This is a genomic window from Nonomuraea roseola (assembly GCF_039535395.1).
Lineage (GTDB): Bacteria > Actinomycetota > Actinomycetes > Streptosporangiales > Streptosporangiaceae > Nonomuraea > Nonomuraea roseola.
In genome coordinates this window covers 1,083,833-1,104,289 of record NZ_BAAAXC010000015.1, presented here as the reverse complement: position 1 = coordinate 1,104,289, position 20,457 = coordinate 1,083,833, and the positions used below count along the sequence as shown (strand labels likewise).

At 68.2% G+C, this 20,457-nt stretch carries 15 protein-coding genes; 8 read left to right on the top strand and 7 right to left on the bottom strand.

All coding sequences use genetic code 11. The features are described 5' to 3' along the window. Positions 1-118 precede the first annotated feature (118 nt). From ABFX55_RS28215 to ABFX55_RS28200, 4 genes are read left to right on the top strand one after another with little or no spacing between them, the layout of a single operon-like run. Complete coding sequence (locus tag ABFX55_RS28215; protein ID WP_346125793.1) at positions 119-1,096, top strand: ABC transporter permease; 978 nt, start codon at positions 119-121, stop codon at positions 1,094-1,096. A 2-nt stretch (positions 1,097-1,098) separates the two neighbouring features. Further along, positions 1,099-1,941 (top strand): ABC transporter permease, encoded by an 843-nt coding sequence (locus ABFX55_RS28210; RefSeq protein ID WP_183649240.1) that lies wholly within the window; start codon positions 1,099-1,101, stop codon positions 1,939-1,941. Then, positions 1,938-3,968, top strand: a complete 2,031-nt coding sequence (locus ABFX55_RS28205; protein ID WP_346125792.1) for an ABC transporter ATP-binding protein — start codon at positions 1,938-1,940, stop codon at positions 3,966-3,968. Before ABFX55_RS28210 ends, ABFX55_RS28205 begins: the two co-directional genes overlap by 4 nt. Beyond that, the gene (locus ABFX55_RS28200; protein ID WP_346125791.1) at positions 3,965-5,674 is read left to right on the top strand and encodes an ABC transporter family substrate-binding protein; all 1,710 of its coding nucleotides are present in this window, start codon (positions 3,965-3,967) and stop codon (positions 5,672-5,674) included. Before ABFX55_RS28205 ends, ABFX55_RS28200 begins: the two co-directional genes overlap by 4 nt. Before the next feature lie 130 nt (positions 5,675-5,804). On the opposite strand, the gene ABFX55_RS28195 is transcribed toward ABFX55_RS28200, so the two are convergent. The 5 genes from ABFX55_RS28195 to ABFX55_RS28175 form a co-directional block, all read right to left on the bottom strand. Then, entirely contained in the window at positions 5,805-6,800 is a 996-nt protein-coding gene (locus ABFX55_RS28195) for an ABC transporter ATP-binding protein (RefSeq protein WP_346125790.1), read from the bottom strand. After that, the gene (locus tag ABFX55_RS28190) at positions 6,797-7,870 is read right to left on the bottom strand and encodes an ABC transporter ATP-binding protein (protein WP_346125789.1); all 1,074 of its coding nucleotides are present in this window, start codon (positions 7,868-7,870) and stop codon (positions 6,797-6,799) included. Before ABFX55_RS28190 ends, ABFX55_RS28195 begins: the two co-directional genes overlap by 4 nt. Further along, positions 7,870-8,844, bottom strand: a complete 975-nt coding sequence (locus ABFX55_RS28185) for an ABC transporter permease (protein WP_346125788.1) — start codon at positions 8,842-8,844, stop codon at positions 7,870-7,872. Before ABFX55_RS28185 ends, ABFX55_RS28190 begins: the two co-directional genes overlap by 1 nt. Before the next feature lie 14 nt (positions 8,845-8,858). Continuing rightward, positions 8,859-10,406: an ABC transporter permease gene (locus ABFX55_RS28180; RefSeq protein WP_346125787.1), complete on the bottom strand. Its 1,548-nt coding sequence runs from the start codon at positions 10,404-10,406 to the stop codon at positions 8,859-8,861. A 160-nt stretch (positions 10,407-10,566) separates the two neighbouring features. After that, positions 10,567-12,315 carry an ABC transporter family substrate-binding protein gene (locus ABFX55_RS28175; RefSeq protein WP_346125786.1) on the bottom strand — a complete coding sequence of 583 codons (1,749 nt, stop codon included), beginning with the start codon at positions 12,313-12,315 and terminating at the stop codon, positions 10,567-10,569. Positions 12,316-14,060: 1,745 nt separating this feature from the next. On the opposite strand from ABFX55_RS28175, the gene ABFX55_RS28170 reads away from it, so the two are divergent. Both ABFX55_RS28170 and ABFX55_RS28165 read left to right on the top strand, forming a co-directional pair. Continuing rightward, a complete protein-coding gene (locus tag ABFX55_RS28170) occupies positions 14,061-14,435 on the top strand; it encodes a hypothetical protein (protein WP_346125785.1) in 375 nt (124 codons plus the stop codon). Positions 14,436-14,689: 254 nt separating this feature from the next. Beyond that, the gene (locus tag ABFX55_RS28165) at positions 14,690-15,460 is read left to right on the top strand and encodes an SAM-dependent methyltransferase (RefSeq protein ID WP_346125784.1); all 771 of its coding nucleotides are present in this window, start codon (positions 14,690-14,692) and stop codon (positions 15,458-15,460) included. Positions 15,461-16,282: 822 nt separating this feature from the next. Here ABFX55_RS28165 and ABFX55_RS28160 read toward each other — a convergent pair. Together ABFX55_RS28160 and ABFX55_RS28155 are read right to left on the bottom strand one after the other, a co-directional pair. After that, positions 16,283-16,879, bottom strand: coding sequence for a GNAT family N-acetyltransferase (locus ABFX55_RS28160; RefSeq protein WP_346125783.1), 597 nt, complete (start codon positions 16,877-16,879; stop codon positions 16,283-16,285). A 260-nt stretch (positions 16,880-17,139) separates the two neighbouring features. Further along, complete coding sequence (locus ABFX55_RS28155) at positions 17,140-17,718, bottom strand: TetR/AcrR family transcriptional regulator (RefSeq protein WP_346125782.1); 579 nt, start codon at positions 17,716-17,718, stop codon at positions 17,140-17,142. 76 nt (positions 17,719-17,794) lie between these two features. Here ABFX55_RS28155 and ABFX55_RS28150 point away from each other — a divergent pair, with 76 nt between their 5' ends. Next, positions 17,795-18,790, top strand: coding sequence for an alpha/beta hydrolase (locus ABFX55_RS28150; RefSeq protein ID WP_346125781.1), 996 nt, complete (start codon positions 17,795-17,797; stop codon positions 18,788-18,790). Positions 18,791-19,148: 358 nt separating this feature from the next. Next, positions 19,149-20,411 (top strand): serine hydrolase domain-containing protein, encoded by a 1,263-nt coding sequence (locus ABFX55_RS28145; protein ID WP_346125780.1) that lies wholly within the window; start codon positions 19,149-19,151, stop codon positions 20,409-20,411. Positions 20,412-20,457 lie beyond the last annotated feature (46 nt).

Genomic DNA, 20,457 nt, shown 5'->3' with positions numbered 1-20,457 from the left:
AGCCCTATAACCTGCGACGTGCCGTCAAGCCCCTGCCAAGGGACGGTCACGGCTATCTCGTCGCGGGGGCGACCCTTCCTTCAGGCTGCCTGGCCCCCGTTCGTCCGAACGGAGGGCAATGGGCACGTACCTGCTGCGCAGGCTGCTGTCGAGCGTCATCCTGGTGGCCATCGCCGCGAGCCTCGCGTACCTGCTGGCCGCCAGCAGTCTCAACCCTCGCGCCAACTACACAGGCCGCCAGCCGCCCATCCCCGTCGGGGTCGTCGACAGCACGCTGAGCGAGTACAACCTCAACGACAAGACCCCCTTGCTGGAGCGGTACGGCACCTGGGTGTCAGGGGTCGTCCAGGGCGACTTCGGCAAGACCTGGGACGGCGGCTCGGTCAACCAGCAGATGGGCCAGCGGGTGGGGGTGAGCCTCCGCCTGCTGCTGATCGGCACCCTGCTGGGCTCCGCGCTCGGGGTCGCGGTGGGCGCCTTCGCCGCGATCAGGCAGTACCGCATCAGCGACAGAGCGATCGGCGTGGCCTCGTTCGTCGTCATGGCGGTGCCGGTCTTCGTCCTGGCGACGCTGCTGACCATCGGCGCGACCGGGCTCAACGGCGCCGTCGGGCACACGCTGATCGAATACACCGGTGAGTACAACCCGGCGCTCAGCGGCGCCGACCAACTGCTGAACAGGCTCAACCACCTGATCCTTCCGACGATCTCGCTCTGTCTCGGGCAGATCGCCTTCTACAGCCGCATCCAGCGCAACATGATGCTCGACGTGCTGGGTCAGGACTTCGTCCGCACCGCGCAGGCCAAGGGCCTCAGCCGCAGGACGGCGCTGGTCAAGCACGCCCTGCGCACCGCGCTCATCCCCTCGGCCACCTACTTCGCCTTCGCCTTCGGCACGATGCTGACGGGCGCCACCTTCACCGAGAAGATCTTCGGCTGGCACGGCATGGGTGAGTGGCTGGTGGAGTCGATCCAGCACAACGACACCAACGCCGTCGCGGCGGTCGCCCTGTTCGCCGCCGTGTGCGTCCTGGTGGCGGGGGTTCTGTCCGACCTGCTCGTCGCGGCCCTCGACCCGAGAGTGCGGGTGAGCTAGACATGCGTTCCAAGGTCGTCCTGCGCAGGGTGATGGCCAAGCCGCAGGTCGTCATCGGTCTGATCGGGGTGCTCGCGCTGCTGGCGCTGGCCTACCTCGGCCCTCTGTTCGGCCAGTACACCTGGGAGCAGAAGGACTTCACCGCCTTCCGGTCGCCCCCCGGCGCCGACCACTGGTGGGGCACCACCCAGATCGGCCAGGACATGTTCGCGGTGACGCTGCGCGGCATGCAGAAGTCGATCCTCATCGGCTTCCTGGTCGCGCTCATCTCCACGGGTCTGGCCGCGCTCGTCGGAGCCTTCGCGGGCTACTTCGGCGGCAAGCTCGACAAGATCCTCATGTGGGGCACCGACCTGCTTCTCGTCCTGCCGAGCTTCCTGATCATCGCGGTCATCTCGCCACGGCTGGAGAGCGGCAGCTGGCTGATGTTCGTCGTGCTGCTGGCCTCCTTCTCCTGGATGATCACCTCGCGTGTCGTCAGGAGCATGACGCTCTCCCTGCGCGAGCGGGAGTACGTGCTCGCCGCGCGCTACATGGGCATCCCGGACTGGAAGATCATCTTCAGGCACGTGGTCCCGAACCTGTCCTCCCTACTGATCATCGACGCCACCATGAACGTGAGCGGCGCGATCATCGGCGAGACCGCGCTGTCGTACTTCGGGTTCGGCGTCAGACCACCGGACGTGTCGCTCGGCACGCTGATCTCGGCGGGAGGCGGCAGCACGGCGATCAGCTACCCGTGGCTGTTCCTCTTCCCCGCCGGCCTGCTGGTCCTGCTGGTCCTGTTCATCAACCTCATCGGCGACGGACTGCGCGACGCCCTCGACCCGGGGAGCACCTCATGACGATCCTCGAGGTGAACGACCTCACGGTGACCTTCCGCGGCGGCGTCAAGGCCGTCAGGGGAGTGTCCTACCAGGTCGGCAGGGGCGAGGTCCTCGGCATCGTCGGAGAGTCGGGCTCGGGCAAGTCGGTGACCTCGCTGGCCGTCATGGGACTGCTGCCCGCAGGCGCCGAGGTCACGGGGTCGGTCAAGCTGCACGGCCACGAACTGCTCGGCATGCGCGAGCAGGAGATCCTCAAGCGGCGCGGCAAGTCGATCAGCATGATCTTCCAGGACCCGCTGTCGGCGTTCACGCCCGTCTACACGATCGGCGACCAGATCGCCGAGGCGGTCCGCGTCCACCAGAAGGTCTCCAAGGAGCAGGCCGCCAGGCAGGCGGTCGAACTGCTGGAACTGGTCGGCATCCCGCACCCCGACGTGCGCGCCAAGGCCTTTCCGCACGAGTTCTCCGGGGGCATGCGGCAGCGCGCTATGATCGCGATGGCCATCGCCAACGACCCCGACGTGCTGATCTGCGACGAGCCCACCACCGCGCTCGACGTCACCATCCAGGCGCAGGTGCTCGAAGTGCTCAAGACCGCGCAGAAGGAGACCGGCGCGGGCATCGTCATGATCACCCACGACCTCGGCGTGGTGGCGGGGCTGGCCGACAGGGTGCTGGTGATGTACGCCGGCAAGCCGGTCGAGCAGGGCCGGGTCGAGGAGATCTACTACGAGCCCCGCATGCCGTACACCATGGGGCTGCTGGCCTCGATCCCGCGGCTCGACCAGGAGAACCAGCGCCTGGTGCCGATCGAGGGCACCCCGCCCTCGCCCGCGGCGCTGCCGCCCGGCTGCCCCTTCGCGCCGCGCTGCCCGCTGAAGGTGGACGCCTGCGAAGACGCCGAGCCCGAGCTCGTCCAGGTGGGCGAGCGCGGGGTGGCCTGCATCCGCTCGCACGAGATCGACATGAAGGGGCTCAGGGGCGTCGACGTCTTCCCAGCCCCCGAGCTCGTCGCCGAGCCGCCCCGCGACGCGCGGCGTCGTGAGACGGTGCTCGAGCTCGACAACCTCGTCAGGCACTACCCGCTGATGAAGGGGGCGGTGTTCAAGCGCCGCGTCGGCACCGTGCACGCCGTGGACGGCATCAGCTTCGACATCGCCAGGGGCGAGACCCTCGCGCTCGTCGGCGAGTCCGGCTGCGGCAAGACCACCACGCTGCAGCAGATCATGCAGCTGGAGGCAGCCCAGGGCGGCAGGGTCGTGGTGTTCGGCAAGGACAGCGGCGAGCTGACCAAGCCGGAGCGCAAGGAGCTCCGCCGCGACCTTCAGATCGTCTTCCAGGACCCGATGGCCGCGCTCGACCCGCGCATGCCGGTCGGCGACATCCTCGCCGAGCCGCTGCGCGCCCACGGGCACAAGGACGTCCAGGGCCGCGTCGCCGAACTGCTCGAACTCGTCGGCCTCGACCCCTCCTACGCCGAGCGCTACCCCCAGCACTTCTCAGGAGGACAGCGCCAGCGCATCGGCATCGCCCGCGCGCTGGCGCTGGAGCCCAAGCTGATCGTCCTCGACGAGCCCGTCTCGGCGCTCGACGTGTCGATCCAGGCCGGCGTCATCAACCTGCTGGAGGACCTGAAGGCCAGGCTCGGCCTGTCCTACCTGTTCGTCGCCCACGACCTGTCCGTGGTCCGCCACCTGGCCGACCGCGTCGCCGTGATGTACCTCGGCAAGATCGTGGAGATCGGCACCGTGGCCGAGGTGTACGGCACGCCCGCCCACCCCTACACCAGGGCGCTGATGTCGGCGATCCCGCTTCCCGACCCCGAGCTGGAACGTTCACGCCGAAGGATCATCCTCGAAGGCGACCTGCCCAGCCCGGCGCAGCCCCCCTCGGGCTGCCGCTTCCATACCCGCTGCCCCAAGCGCGCCCTGCTCCCCGAGCCCGAGCGCGCCAGGTGCGTGGCCGAAGAACCCCCCGTTGTACGGCTGGCGCACGCCGACGACCATGGCGCCGCCTGCCACTATCCCGAAGTGAGGAACTCGTGAAGGTTGGCTACAAGGCCGCCGCTGGAGCGGCCCTGCTGGCTCTCGCCCTTGCCGCCTGCGGTGGCGGGTCCGACAAGCCCGCCGCCGGTACGGCCGAGGGCGCCAAGGCCGCCCAGGAGCAGGCCGCCGCGCTGCCCGGCAGCGCGATCAACCCGGTCGCCTACGACCAGGTCAAGGACGGCGGCACCATCACCCTCGCGCTGTCCCAGTGGCACCAGCAGTGGAACTACAGCCAGGTGAACGGCACGCACGCGGACGTCGCCGACGTCTACGACGCCACCATGCCCTCCATCTACAAGGCCAGTGACAAGGCCGAGCTGACCAACAACCCGGACTTCGTCACCGAGTGGAAGATGGAGCTGAAGGGCGACAAGCAGGTCGTCACCTACAAGCTCAACGACAAGGCCAAGTGGTCCGACGGCACGCCGATCACCTACAAGGACTACGTCGGGCAGTGGAAGGCGCTCAACGGCTCGGACGACAAGTTCCAGGTCTCCTCCACCGACGGCTACGACCGCGTGGAGTCGGTGGAGAAGGGCGCGACCGACCACGACGTCATCGTGACCTTCTCCCGGCATTACCCGGACTGGCAGGGCATGTTCTCCCCTCTCATCCCCGCCTCCACGAGCTCCGACGTCACCGAGTTCAACAAGGGCTGGATCGACAAGTTCCCTGTGACGGCGGGCCCGTTCAAGCTCGAGAAGATGGACCAGACCGCCAAGACCATCACGCTCGTCCGTGACGACAACTGGTGGGGCCAGAAGGCCAAGCTCGACAAGGTGATCTTCCGCGCGCTCGACTCGGACGCCACGGTCAACGCCTTCGCCAACGGCGAGCTCGACGCGCTGGAGATCGTCCCCAGCGCCGCCGACCTCCAGCGCGCCAAGGCAGTCGCGGACGTCGACATCCGCAAGGCCGCCGCGCCCAACTGGCGCCACATCACGGTCAACGGCTCGGCCCCGAACCTGACCGACAAGTCGGTCCGCCAGGCCGTCCTGCTGGGCATCAACCGCGAGGCCATCACCCAGTCCGACCTCAAGGACCTCGACTGGCCCGTGCAGGTGCTCAACAACCACCTGTACATGAACACCCACAAGGGTTACGTCGACAACTCCGGCGAGCTGGGCAAGTACAACCCCGAGAAGGCCAAGCAGCTGCTCGACGCGGCCGGCTGGAAGCTGGAGGGTGAGTACCGCAAGAAGGACGGCAAGGAACTCGAGCTGCGCTTCATCGTCCCCGCGGCCTACCCGCTGGCCAAGCAGGAGGGCGAGCTGACCCAGGCGATGCTGAAGGACGTCGGCGTCAAGGTCAAGATCGAGCCGGTCCCCGACGACAAGTTCTTCGACGACTACATCACGCCGGGCAACTTCGACCTGGTGCCGTTCTCGTGGCTCGGCACGCCGTTCCCGAACGGCGCCCTGCCGCAGATCTACAAGCAGCCGACGAGCAAGGACAACTTCGGCAGCAACTTCCCGCGCATCGGCTCGCCCGAGCTCGACACCCTGATCGAGCAGGCGGCCGGTGAGATGGACCCGGTCAAGTACATCGAACTGGGCAACCAGGCCGACAAGCTGATCTGGGACGAGGTGCACACGATCCCGCTGTACCAGCGTCCGAGCATCTTCGCCGCCAAGAAGACGCTGGCCAACTACGGCGCCTTCGGCTTCGCCACAAAGGACTGGAGCGCGGTCGGCTTCACCAAGTAGCCCCCGCCCCACGGAAGGTCCTCGCCCGAAGAAGGCGGGGGCCTTTCCCGTTTCCGGCCGAACCTCAGCCCCGCGCAACGGAAAGGCCCCCGCCGGTCGAGAACCGGCGGGGGCCCGAGAACCCGGAAGGTCAGACGACCTTGGTGTTCACCTCGGCGAAGTGGCAGGCGACCGGGTGGCCGTTGCCCCTGTCCACCAGCGCGGGCTCCTCCGTGGCGCAGATCTCCTGCGCCTTCCAGCACCGCGTCCTGAACCTGCAGCCGCTCGGCGGGTCCATCGGCGAGGGCACGTCGCCCGTCAGGATGATCCGCTCGCGCTGCCGCTCCTCCTCGGGGTTGGCCGTGGGGGCCGCCGACAGCAGCGCCTGCGTGTACGGGTGCGCGGGCCTGTCGTACAGGTCGTCACGCGGGCCCGTCTCCACGACCTTCCCGAGGTACATCACCGCCACCCTGTCGGAGATGTGCCGCACCACCGACAGGTCGTGGGCGATGAACACGTACGCCAGGCCCAGGGCGTCCTGCAGGTCCTCCAGCAGGTTCACCACTCCGGCCTGCACCGACACGTCCAGCGCCGAGACCGGCTCGTCAAGGATCAGCAGCTTCGGCTCCAGCGCCAGCGCCCTGGCGATGCCGACGCGCTGCCGCTGACCGCCGGAGAACTCGTGCGGGTAGCGGTTGCCGTGCTCGGGCGACAGGCCCACCAGCGACAGCAGCTCGGCCACGCGCTTCGGCCCCGCCTTGCCGTCCCACCGTCCGTGCACCTTCAGCGGCTCGGCGATGATGTCGTTCACCGGCATCTTGGGGTTCAGCGAGGCGTAGGGGTCCTGGAAGACGATCTGCATGTTCTGCCGTACGGCCTGCATCTCCTTGTTCGGCAGGGAGGTGAGCTCCTGGCCGTCGAACTTCACCGAGCCCGAGGTGGGCTTGTGGAGCTGCAGGATGGCGCGACCCGTCGTCGACTTGCCGCAGCCCGACTCGCCCACCACGCCGAGGGTCTCGCCCTTGTCCACGTGGAGGGAGACGCCGCTGACCGCCTGCACGTGAGTGACGACGCGGCGCATGAGGCCGGTCCCCCTGACGGGGAAGTTCATCACGAGGTCGTTGACCTCGAGCAGTTTCTCGCTCATGGCGTGATCTCGCTGTTCGTGCGGAAGATGGCGGTCGGATCTGCCGTTTCCGCCAGCTTGGGCCAGTGGTGGCAGGCGGCGTAGTGCGCGCCGCCGTCCGTCTCCTCGAGGACGGGCTCCTCGGTGGTGCACACCTCGGTGGCCATGGGGCAGCGGGGCGAGAAGGGGCAGCCCGTGGGCAGGTTGATCAGCGAGGGCGGGGTGCCCTTGATCGGCCGCAGCCTGCCGCCCGAGGTCTCCAGCGAGGGGATGGACCCGAGCAGACCGGCGGTGTACGGCATCCGCGGCGTGTTGAACACCGGCTCGACGTCACCGACCTCGACCGGCTTGCCCGCGTACATGACCAGCACCCTGTGCGCCATGCCCGCGATCACGCCCAGGTCGTGCGTGATGAGCACGACGGCCGCGTCGACCGCGTCCTTCACCTCGAGCAGCTTCTCGAGGATCTGCGCCTGCACGGTCACGTCGAGAGCCGTGGTCGGCTCGTCGGCGATGATCACGTCGGGGTTGTTGATGATCGCCATGGCGATCATCGCGCGCTGCCGCATGCCGCCGGAGAACTCGTGCGGGTAGGACTTCAGCCTGGCCGCCGCCTGCGGGATGCCGACCAGGTCGAGCATCTCCTTGGCGCGCGCCTGCGCCTGCTTGTACGGCACCAGCTCGTGCGCCAGCACGGCCTCGGCCAGCTGGTCGCCGACGGTGTGGACCGGGTTGAGCGCGGTCATCGGGTCCTGGAAGACCATCGCGATCTTCCTGCCCCGCAGGCTCCGCCGCTTGCGCTCGGACATCTTGAGCATGTCGTCGCCGCGGTAGGAGATGGCGCCGCTGATCCTGGCGCTCTTGGGCAGCAGGCCCATGACCGCCATCGAGGAGACCGACTTGCCCGAGCCGGACTCGCCGACGATGCCGAGCACCTCACGCTCGTGCACCGTGTAGGAGACACCGCGCACGGCCTTGACCAGGCCGTCGTCGGTGGGGAAGCTGACCTGGAGGTTCTCGACCTTGAGCACCTCGGTGGTGCCGGGGCGCTTGGCCTCCGACAGCCGCTTGGCGATGTGTACGGAGGTCATCAGTCACGCACCCTGTTCTGTCGAGGGTCGAAGGCGTCGCGCAGGCCGTCCCCGATGAAGTTGACAGACAGCGCGATGGCCACGATGAACAGACCCGGCCACCAGAACAGCCACGGGCGCGTGACCATGGCGTTCTTGTAGTCGCTGATCAGCAGGCCGAGCGAGGTGTCGGGGCTCTTGACGCCGAAGCCGAGGAAGGACAGAGCCGTCTCCAGCAGGATGCCGGAGGAGATGGCGAGCGTGGCGGAGACGATGATCACACCGAGCGTGTTCGGCAGGATGTGCTTGAAGATGATCCGCATCGACGAGGTGCCGACGGCCCTGGCGGCCTCGACGAACTCCTTCTCCCTCAGGGAGAGGAACTCGCCGCGGACCAGGCGGGTGACGCTGGTCCAGGTGATGAGACCCAGCATGATAGCCATGAAGTACGGGCCCAGGTTGCCGGTGGCGCTGCCGACCACCGCGGCGATCACCAGAACGGGGATGGTGATCATCACGTCGGTGAAGCGCATGATGACGGCCTCGATCTTGCCGCGGAAGAAGCCCGCGAGGGCGCCGAGCACGGTGCCGACGGCGGTGGACACCAGGCCGATGGTCAACGCCACGATGATCGAGACCTGCGCGCCGCGCATGGTCATCGCGAAGTAGTCCTTGCCGATGTTGTCCTGGCCGAAGGGGTGCTCGCCCAGGTGCATGCCCTCACCGCCGAGGAACTGGGGGATGACGCTGAGCGTCGGGCGGCCCCTGTCCACGACGGTGCCCGAGCCGGTCCACGGCTTGTCCCACCAGCCGGGGATCGGGCCGAAGCCGATGGAGCTGAAGGCCAGCAGGAAGACCAGCCCGAACAGGATCATGCCCACGAGGGCGCCGCGGTGGCGGAAGAACCTGCGCCGGACGAGCTGGCCCTGGGTACGGGCGACGATCGTCATGCCCTGGGCGTCGTTCGACGCGGGCGGCTCCGTCTTGATGGTCATCTCGGTCTTCTCCGTCATGACAGCCTGATCCGCGGGTCGAGGTAGGCGTAGGCGATGTCGGCGAGCATGTTCCACACGACGATGGAGGTGCCGGTGACGAGGAAGAAGCCCATGACCGGCATGGGGTCGACCTCCCGCAGCCCGACCTCGAACATCTTGCCCATGCCCCGCCAGCCGAAGACCGTCTCGGTGATGACCGCGCCGCCGAAGACGCCGGCGAAGTCGAGGGCGAGGATCGTGGTGATCGGGATCATGCCGTTGCGGAAGGCGTGCTTGATGACGACGGTCCGCTCGGGCAGGCCCTTGGCGCGGGCCGTACGGACGTAGTCCTGGTTCATCACCTCGAGCATGCTGGCGCGGCTGTAGCGGGAGTGGCTGGCCAGTCCGACCAGGATCAGCGCCAGGGTGGGCAGCAGCAGGTGCATGCCGGAGTCGAGCGTGGTCTGCCAGAAGTTGCCGAGGAAGTTGGGCGTCTCGGAGCCGATGGTGGCCACCGGGCGGCCCTTGAGCGCCCTGGCGTAGCCGTCCCACGCCTCGAGCAGCCGGTCGATGAAGATCATCGCGGCGACGAAGAGGCCGCTGAAGACGGCCAGCGGGATCGCCTGGCGGCGCAGCAGTCCGCCGAACTGCCAGCCGATGGCGGCGCTGACCAGCCCGGCGACGACGAACAGCCCGAGCAGGGTGAGGACGCCCGGCGCGATCAGCATGGGCTGGAGCGGGTAGTAGAGCAGCGCTCCGACGCCCGCCGCGCCCAGCGCCGCGTACATCGGCTGCAGGTGCTCGACGCCCGCGACCAGCGCGGCGACGCCTGCGGCCGTGGCCAGCCCCACGACGAGAATGAACGGGAAGCCCAGGCCGGGGTCGGCGAACCAGCGACTCGCGGAGAGCGCGAAGAGGATCACGGCGGTGACGACCAGGCCGATGCCGAATGCGGTCAGCTTGCCCTTCCTGTCGCCGTTGTAGACCGACGCCCAGATCAGGCCCGCGCAGAGCGCCACGATCAGGATGATGGGAAGCGGGATGTACGGGTCCCTCAGCCAGTCGTTGAACTCGATCGCCACATACTGCTTCAGCATCGTCGCGACCCAGAAAACCGGTAGCGAGAAGCAGACGAAGGCTGCGAAGGTGATCCCGTGGTCGAAGCTGCTGTACTGACGGAGCGCCGAGACGATGCCGATCGCGATGCCGATCACGGCGGCCAGCACCGTGGCGACCACGACCAGCTTCAGCGTCGACTCCATGGCGCCGCCGAGCAGCGAGGAGACCGTGGTGCCCGCCTTGTTGACCCCGAGGTCACCCTGGAAGATGCCGGTCAGCCAGGAGAAATAGCGGACGGGGATGGGCTCGTCAAGGTGCATGGCCGCGATGCGCGCCTCCATCAGCCTGGGAGCGTCGGGGAGCGAGCTCTCGCGCAGGTCGGCGAGCGGGTCACCCGACAGTGCCACCAGGAAGAACATGATGAAAGTGGCGGCTAGCAGCGTGAGGCTCGATATGGCGAGCCTACGCGCGATGAATACAAGCAATTCCCCGACCTCCTGCAGGTGACGGCTTCCGGACGCCATGGCGGGGGGTGGCCGGGGCTCGAGCCGGAAAGCCGGGCCCGCCCCGGTGCCTCGTGGGCGCGGCTTCGACGGGCGGACAAGTTCGACTTGGTTTGTACAGCTCTGACGCGGGGCCGGTCTGGTGACCGTACCCCGCGTCAGTTATGCGGCTTGGCCGTGCTTACTGAGCAGCCCACTGGTGCATGTTCCAGGTGATGGAGGCCTGGCTCGGGTTGGGCTGGACGTTCTGGATGTTCGAGCTCCAGGCGGACAGAGCCGGCTGCGAGTACAGCGGGATCGTCGCCAGGTCGTCCCAGAGGATCTTCTCGACCTGCTGGATCAGCGGGGCGACCTTCGCGGGGTCGGTCTCCGAGAGGATCTGGTCGGCGAGCTTGTCGTACTCCTTGTTGGAGTAGCAGCCCTTGTTGTTGCCCTTGGCCGAGGGGGTGCACTTCTTCGGCGTGTAGTAGGTGGAGGTCCAGCCGCTGTTCAGCGACGAACCGGCCCAACCGAACAGGGCGATGTCGAAGTTGCCGTTGGCCAGGTCACCGGCGTCGTCGAAGAACTTCTCGCTGCCGGTGTCGGTGACCTCGAAGCCGGCCTGGTCGCAGGAGGCCTTGATCAGTTCGACCACCTGGGTACGGCGGGGGTTCGGCTGGTTGTAGCCGATGTTGACCTTGATCGGGGTCTTGACGCCCGAGTCGGCCACGAGCTTCTTGGAGCCCTCGAGGTCGACGGTGTTGAACTTGTCAGCACCGGCGAACTTCACGGCCTCGGCGTAGCCCGGCTGGAACGGCGCGATGTTGCGGACGTTCATCGGGGCGGCGTTCGGGTTCTGCGGCTTGATCAGGTTGTCCACGATCTGCTGACGCGGGGTGCAGGCCGCGAAGGCCTGACGCAGCTTGGCGTCCTTGAACGGGCCCTTGTTGAAGTTGAAGTCCAGGTGGTCGTACAGGAACTGCTCACCGGTCTTCACGGTGACGTTCTGCAGCGCCTCGACCTGCGCCAGGATGTCCGGGTTCGACTGCGGCTCGATGATGTTCGTCTCGCCGTTCTGCAGCGCCTGGACCTGCTGGTCCTGGGCGATGAAACGGATGACGACCTTCTCGGTCTTGGCCTTCTCGCCCCAGTACTTGTCGTTGGCCGCCAGGGTGATGGACTGGCCGGGGGAGTAAGAGTCGATCACGTACTGGCCGGAGGACGGGATGAGCGCCTTGTCCGGGAGCTTGCCGTTGAAGATCCAGCCCTTGTTGAAGAACTCGGCGGCCTTCTTGAGCTTGTCGTGGTCCTCGGCCTTGATGGCGTCGAACATCTCCTGCTCGCTGAGCCCACCCTGCTGGGCGACGATGTGCGCCGGCAGCTGGATGAGGTTGGCGGCCGCCCAGTCACCGTAGGACTTGGTGTAGTTGAGCGTCACATCCTTGTCGCCGATCGCGCAGTCCGGCATCTTGATCTTGTCCCACGTGTCCGTGCTGATGTAGCTGAACTCGGGGAACTTGCCGGAGGCGACAGCGTAGGTGAGCATCACGTCGTCACAGGCGATCGCGTTGCCGTCGGACCACACCGCGTTCGGGTTGATGGCGTACTTCACCGTCAGCGGGTCGTCAGAGGTCTTCTCGTAGCTGCCCATGTCCTTGTCCGGCTGGACGGAGCCGTCGGCACCGAAGTGCCAGAAGTCCGTCTGGATCCGGTTCAGGACGATGTGGTTCTTCGAGGAGTATTCCTCGGCCGTCTCGCCGTTGTAGGAGCTGATCTCCTGCTCGAACGTGTGGGTGATCGTCGAGGCGTTGGCGGCGCCGCTGGCCGGAGCGGAGGGCGCGGTCGACGGGTCGGCGGCGGGTGCGTTATCGGCAGCGCCGCAGGCCGTCAGCAGGATCGCTGCTCCCGTCGCCGCTGCCAGGAACCTTCCGGCCCTGCGTGCAGATGACACGGACGTACTCCTTGGGGGTTGAAACAACAAGCCACTCTTGCGGAGAAATCAAGCATTACTTCGCAAGCGGAGGTAAGGGGTCACAGCAGAGTGTTGCAGACCTGATGCCGTGAGCGTCATGTTCCGTAACAAAGCAGGGTGGAATGGGTGCAAATCACCACATAATCGTTACCTAGGGTTACGGGCGCCAGGATGATGTTCTGTCAAGGCCGCCCACTGTCCACAGGCCCGTTACGACCCATCCACAGAATCCCGTTCACCGCGCTCACCCAACCCACCCCTCACCGATCCTGAGGTCCCCCGCATCCATGGAGGACCCCGTGACCCGGCCTCTCACTCCCTTCCCCACTCCCGCCCTCCCCACCCCTCCGACCTCCCAAACGCCCGCCCTCCCTACCCCTCCGACCTCCCAAAACCCCGCCCCACCGCAAACGCCCCCTGGGCCCACGCTCACTTCACGGCCAACGTCAGCCGTACCGCCAACGCCTGGCCCGCGGCCGCTTGATGGGCCAACGCCTGCCCTGTCGGCAACGCCTGGCCCACGGCTCGCCCCACGGCCAACGCCTGCCCTTCCGCCGACGCCTGGCCCGAGGCCCGCCCCACGGCCAACGCTTGCCCCTTCGTCGACGCCTGACCCGAGGCTCGCCCCACAGCCGACGCTTGTCCATCCACCAACGTCAGTCCCGCAGCCCGCCTCACGGCCAGTGCGTGCTTCACGGCCAACACCTGGTCCAAAGCCGGCCACATGGCCAACACGTGCCCTTCCGACAACGTCCTCCCGGCAGTCCGCCCCACGGCCGAGGCGGGCTTCACAGCGAACGCCTGCCCTTCCGTCAACGCATGGCCCATGGCTGGCCCCGGGACCGACGCCTGCCCCTTCGTCGACGTCTGGCCTGAGGCTCGCCCCCCGGCCAACGCTTGCCCTTTCGCCAACGTCCGCCCGGCAGCCCGCGCAACGGCCGAGGCGGGCTTCACAGCCACCGCCTGCCCTTCCGCCAGCGCATGGCCCACGGCCGACGCCAGGGGCAACGCCTGCCCTACCGCCAACGTCCGCCCTGCCGGACCCCGCGTCGCGCTCAACCCCAGCGGTACGGTCAATCGCCGCTCTGCGCGCTATGCCCAGGTCCCGCCCAATCGCCGCCCTCCGCTCTGCCTTTGTGGAGCGCCCCGCCCTCGCTTCGGATGTGCATGCTCGAAACCGGATCCCCTCTCCGGGTGCCCCTCCGGTGACACGATCGGCCTCGACCACGCGCCCGGCATCCAGCGCCGCCTACCTCCACGTCCTCCACTCCGCCCACGACGCCCTCCACGGCCCCGGCGACGCCTTCTGCCCTGCGGACGACGGCCTCTGCAGGCCCGGTGATGCCTTCGGGGTTGGCGGTGACGCCTTCCGCGCTGGTGTCGACGTCTCCGGCAGACCCGCCGTCGCTTCCTGGGGAGCCGCCGAGGTCCCCCGCCTCGCCGACGACGGCCTCTGCAGGTCCGGTGATGCCTCCTGGGTTGCCGGCGAGGACTCCCGCGCCTGTGTCGACGTTCCCGGCAGACCCGCCGCTCTCTGGGGAAATGACGACGCTTCCCGTACCGCCGACGACGGCCTCCACGGGTCCGGTGATGCTTCCTGGGTTGCCGCCGACGCGTTCCGCACCGCCGACGGCGTCCCTCGTGAACCCGCCGACGGTTCCCGGGGAGCCGACGACGTGCCCTGCAGGGCACGCTGCGTCCGCGGTGCCGGGGATCGCAGCCGCGTGGACGCCCAGACCGGTGTGAGCGCCAAGCCCATGCTGGGGCTCGCGCCGGCCGACGGTGAGGACGCTCGGGGCCGCCACGGTGATGACCCCGTGGTTCGCGCCTCCATCCCGGCGGTGCCCTCGTTCAGCCCCGCGACCCCCTCATCCGGAGTCATCTGGACCAGTTCCTCCGCAGTCATCTGGACCAGAATCACCAGCCCCGCCCCCTCGACCCCCGCCGGAGACGCGGCGGTCATCCCGCTTCGGCCCCGCCCCGGCGCCGTGCCTCCTCATGAACCCGACGACCCCGACCGCTCGCCCTCGGGCCCCGCCGCCGTACGGCCTGCCGTACCTGTCAGCGCCCCCGGAAACGTCCGGCGGCTCGCGGCCTGAATCCCCGCAAATCCAGCGTTATAGGGACGTTATGGTGCGGTACGCTGACCGCGCGGAGATAGGTGATCCCTTTATCGCGACGTAAGTCCTGGTGCGAGGAGGAATGCTCTGAGCCGGCGAACCAACCAGTGGCCCGCCTGCGCCCACACGAACTTCATCCCCCGTCCACGTCACGTTTTTGCACCCGAAATCCCAGTTCTGCGCACTTTTGAACAGCGCCAGACAACTTCGAGCGGCAGATTGGCGATCGCCCGATGACAGAGAATCCGCCCGCGGGTATCGACATCTCCACGCCGAACGTCGCACGCATCTACGACTACATGCTCGGCGGAAAGGACAACTTCGAGGCGGACCGAGAGGCCGCCGAGCAGATCATCAAGGCGTTCCCCGAATCGCGCGAAGGCGTGCAGCTGAACCGGGAGTTCCTCGGCAACGCCGTCCGCCATCTCGCGGGCGACGCGGGCATCCGCCAGTTCGTCGACCTCGGGGCGGGACTGCCCACACAGAACAACGTGCACCAGGTCGCCTACGCGGTGAACCCCGACGTTCGCGCCGTCTACGTCGACAACGACCCGGTCGTCTGTGTCCACGGACGCGCTCTGCTGGCCAGCTCGCCCAACGTCGCCATGGTCGAAAGCGACCTCCGCAAACCCGACGAGATCTGGTCCAGGGTCCTCGAAACCGGCCTCATCAACGCCGATGAACCTGTGGCGCTGCTGCTCGTGGCCGTACTCCACTTCCTCGACGATCCGTACGCCGAGGTCGCCAGGCTCAGGGAGCTGATGGCGCCTGGCAGCCACCTGGTGATCACGCACCTGTCGTCGAAGGACGACCGCAGCGGCGACACCGAGACGATGCGGCAGGTGTACTCGCGGGCCAGCTCAGGCGTAGTGCCGAGGACCGTCGCGGACATCCAGCGCTTCTTCGGCGACTTCGAACTGCTCGACTCGGGCGACTTCATCTCTCCCCGAGCGCTGGAGCGCTTCGCCGTCCTGGGCTGGGCCGGCGTCGCCCGCAAACCCTGACCCACCCAGCACGGCAGGGCCGCCGCAGTGGGAGAAGCACCACCCGCAGCGATTCCGCGTCCAGGCAGGACCGCTTGGCTCACACACCTGGATCAGCCGCGGCCAGATCCGCGACGTGCCCGGCTGTCCAGCCGTGGTTTGTTCACCATGATCCGGGCGAGTCGGCGTAAGTCGCACAAAGCAACGGCAGCGATCTCGTCGCGGCGGCGGTTTCCTTGGTTTCATCGGGCAGGATTTCGGTGTAGGCCAGGCGGGAGTGGTCGTCCAGAGCGCTGTGCAGGTAGCTCCAGGTGGCACCGCGGTGACGGCCGCGGTCAGGACGGCGCGGTCAGGACGGCGCGGTCAGGACGGCGCGGTCAGGACGGCGCGGCAGCGCGGCGGAGGTTGAGCCGGCGATGGGGCCCGAGCTCCAGCCGGTTTGCCGGGTGGGGGGAGAGGTCTTCCGTGTGGAGGCCGAGGGGGACTTTGCCGGCTGACTGGGCGAGGTGTTCGGCTTGGTCGCAGGTGGCGGCGCTGCTTGCGGGTGTTGTCCTGGCGTTGGTGGCGCTGGGTGAGCGGACGCCGGCGCCTGGCGCGTGTACGGCCGAAGGCCCCTCGGCAGGCGTCGGAGCAGTATTTGCGGGGCCGTCCGCCGCGCCGGTGGATGGGGGCAGCGGCGCGTCGCAGTTCAAGCAGTGCTCGGTTCGAGAACTCATGAGGGGGGCCGTTTGCTGCGGATCGGCCTGCAGCTGATGGTTCATCACGGTCGCTGACATTCGCGGGGTGTTGCCGTCAGCCGGGTGTGCGTCCGCGCCGCCTCCTTGTGGCGCAAGGGTGGGGGAATCAACCCAGCCTTGGCTTACGCCACATCGTGTACACGGTCGGCCCGCCCCCGGGGATGTGGACCTCGCCTGTGACCTCGAACCCGAAGCGTTCGTACAGGGGAATGTTGGCCTCTGGAGACTCCAGGTAGGCGGGACTCCCCTCGGCATCGCACCGTGCGAGCCTGGAGTCCAGCAGCGCCCGGCCCAGCCCGGTGCCCTGGGCCTGGGGATCGGTCCCCAACTCGGCCAGGTACCAGTGCGGCTCCGCGGGGTGCACGGCCTCGACTGCGCGGGCCACGGACATGAGCCGCCCGATGCGGCGGCCCGCCAGTCGCAGCGCGGTCGGCAACTGGCGCACCTGGCTCAGTACCGGCATCCGCCACTGTCCGGGCGGGTTCCACAGCGCGCCCGCCTTGATCGCTCCCTGGTGCACGACGACCTCTGTGGCGCCCTGCGTGAGAAAGAGCCCGCGCAACTGCATCGCATATGCCTGTGGCAGGATGCGCCGCCGACGGGTGTCGTCGGGCTCGATCCACCGAGCGACCGGGTCGCTGTGGAACGCCGCCGCCAGCACAGCCGCCAGCGCACCGAGGTCCGCGCCGGTTGCCACTCTCACACTCGAACTCATTGAACTGCTCCTTGATCGATCCCCCCGGGTGGTAGCGATCACCCGGCGGTCTCTTTGGACGAATGTCAGATGCTGGCTGAACGCAGCCAAGATCCCGCGATGGGCCCTCCACTCGGGTCCGTGCGACCACGTGCGAAGTAGCTCCGCGTAGTCGCCCTAGTCGTGGAGTGACCTTTTGCTGCATCCTCTTGCGGCGCTGGACCAGAACATCGACACCACCGCCCTGGCCGCGCTTGCCGAGTGCAGGTCTAGGTCGGTTCGGCACCGTCGGCGAAGTGCGGCAGAACCATCTCGACCAGGGCGGCGACGTCGGCGTCGACCATCGGCTCGCCGGTCATGCCCAGCCGGTGGAGCAAGGTGCCGACGACGACGTCGATGAAGAAAAGGACCCGGTTCTCCGGTTCGCCGAGCGCGTCCTGGAGCGCGAGCCGGTAGCGGTCCTGCAACCGCGTGGACAGAACCTCGCGCAGGGCCGGATCGCTGACCGCGTCACTGAACACGCCCGCGAACGCGTCGCCCACCCCGGGCTCGCCGATCTTGGCCGCGATCCAGCGAACGGCCGAGGACATGAGCTCGGCTCGACCGGCGCCCTCCAGCGGTATCGGGCCGAACGCGTCCAGGAGGCAGTCCACGATCAGCTCGCCCTTCGACGGCCAGCGACGGTAGATCGTCGTCTTGGCGACGCCGGCCGCGGCGGCGATGCGGTCGACGGTGGCACGCGCGTAGCCGAGCTCGGCGACCGTGCTCAGCGTCGCGGCGAAGACCACGGCGTTGACGCCGGAGCGCGGGCGCCCGGGTGGTCTGGCGGATGTGCTCGCTCGGGTCATGGCCACACGATAGCCCTTTGCGCTACTCTTGGTATCGATACTTGCGGTAGCGAAACTGTTTGGCGGAGGAGAAGACATGAGCGAGATCACCGATACGGAGCGGCCGCCGCTGGGCATCCGGCTGCTGCATGCACTGGGCAAGGAGCCGGACTGGTCGGCGATGACGACCGAGGAACTGGTCGCCTTCCGCGACGCGGAGAACCGCAAGCGGGCCTCCCGCCTGGCGCGGCTGGTCACGGGCTTTCCAGACCGCGGCGCCGCGATCCAGTGGCAGGAGGTGGCGCTGCCCGGCCGCAGCCTCCCGGTCCGGGTGTACCGGCCCTCAGCCGGGCGCGACGGCGGACGTGACGGCCGGGCCGGCCTGCCGCTCGTGCTCCACGTGCACGGAGGCGGGTTCGTGGGCACGGCGGCGCAGAGCGACTGGGTCAACAGCCACCTCGCCGCGCGGCTGCCCGCGGTCGTCGTCTCGGTCGAGCACCGCCTCCTCGACCAGGAGACCCCGCTGTCGGCGGCCGTCGACGACGGCTGGGACGTGCTCCGGCACGTGGTGCAGCACGCCGCGCGGTGGGGAGTCGACCCGGCGCGCACCGCCGTCTTCGGCGAGAGCACCGGCTCGTTGATCGCCGCCCTGGCCGCGATCCGGGCCAGAGAGTCCGGCCTGCCGCTGCGGGCGCAGGTGCTGGTCAACCCCGCCGTCGACCTGACCCCGACGATGTACGAGCATGCCTCGATGCGCCGGCACGCCAACAGCCCGACCCTCACCATGCCGCAGATGCAACTGCTCCACCGCTTCGCCGTCCCGCGGGGAACCGATCCTCGTGCGATGTCTCCGCTGCATGCCGACGACCTGAGCGGGCTGGCCCCTGCGCTCGTGGTGGTGCCCACCATCGACCCGCTGGCCGATCACGGACGCACCTACGCCGAACGACTGCGCGCGGCCGGGACGCCCGCGCGCCTCACCGAACATCCCGGAGCCACGCACGCGTTCCTCAGCATGCCGGGCGTCGTGCCGCAGGCGAAAGCCGCGCGGGCGGAGATCCTCGAGTTCCTCCGGGATGCGCTCGCTGGGTGACGTGTCCCTGCCTGCCGGTTTATCGAGGCCAGCCGGGATACGGGCAGGTTCCTCAACCCCCATGGCGGGCCGGGCGCGAACGTACCGCCGCCGACCGCGGCGCAGCCGCATTCAGGGCTGATCGTCACCGGTGGGGCTCGCCCCGGCCGGACCTGCCAGGAAGGCGGCCGGCGGATACACCCCGGCCGCGGCGGCGAAGTGCAGGTGGCGTACCTGCCACAGACGTTCCGGCTCGGGCTTCTCAGGCTCGCTGACGCCGCCCCGGCCCGAACTCGGCGCCGCTCCGCGCCGAGCGAGGCGGGACGGACAACACAGGGCAGTCCCTGTTGCATTCATTGATCACGAAAGGACAAGTGTTGTGAAGATTCGACTGGTGACATGCGCAAGCGTGGCCGTACTGAGTGTCGGTGCGGGCATGGTGACGGCGGCTCCCGCGCCCAAGAGGACGGAAGTCGTGCTGGCCGGAAGCACGAGCCCGCTGACCGGCTTGGCTCCCGCGGAGCTGCAGTCCGCCCTGGACGAGGTCCACCGCGCGGGGATGCCGGGTATACACGCCGAGGCGCGCGATGCCGACCACGTATGGCGCGGCGCTTCCGGGGTCGCCGATCTCAGGACCGGCCGTCCCATCAGGCCCGACATGCGGCAGCGCGTCGGCAGCATCACCAAGACCTTCACCGCCACAGCGGTCCTGCAGCAGGTCGAGAAGGGCCGGATTCGGCTCGACGCGCCGATCGGCCGCTATCTGCCGAAGCTGGTGCCAGGCGAACGCGGCAAGAAGATCACTGTTCGGATGCTGCTCAACCACACCAGCGGCCTCGCCGAATACATCCCCTACGCGTTCCCGTCTCTCGCGAAGTACCCCTCCCTGCCGGATATCTCGCCCAAGAGCTTGGACGACAACCGGTACAGGCGGTTTCGCCCGACCGAGCTGATCGAGTCGGGGCTCAGGGCACCCGCCGTCGGCAAGCCCGGAGGCTCTCCTGGGGTGTACTCCAACACCAATTACATGATCCTCGGCGAGCTCCTGAAGCAGATCACCGGCACCCCGGCCAAGGAGTACATCACCCGGAATGTCATCCAACGCGCAGGGCTCAAGCACACCGAGTTCCCGGCCGGGCCGCGTATCAAGGGGCCGCACCCGCGGATGTACGAGTCGATGCACGGCTTGATCGACCCGCCGCGCGACTACAGCGTCTATGACATCTCCTGGGTGCCGACAGGGGCCGGTCTGGTCTCGACCATGGATGACCTCAATCGCTTCTACCGACTGCTGCTCGGTGGCAAGATCATCAAGCGATCGTCGCTGGCGCAGATGCAGCGCACGGTCACGGTCGATCGTCTCGGGGAGAAGCTCGACTATGGCCTCGGTCTGTTCGAGGTCAAGATCCCAGGATGTGGCACCTTCTGGGGCCACGATGGCTCGTCCTGGGGGGCCGGGACGTTGTCTCTGACCCGTGCCGACGGCAAGCGGCAGATGTCCGTCGCGGTGAACCTCGCGCGGTGGAACAAGCTGGACTCTTCGGGTAAGCCGCAGCACCATCCCATCGACGACGCGTTCTCGGCCTTCAAGCAGCAGGCGCTGTGCGGTAACGGGGACGCCCAGGCCGCGAACGCCTCGTAGATCCCGGCGTTCGGGAACGATGGCGGGGGGTCGGACGTCGTAGCCG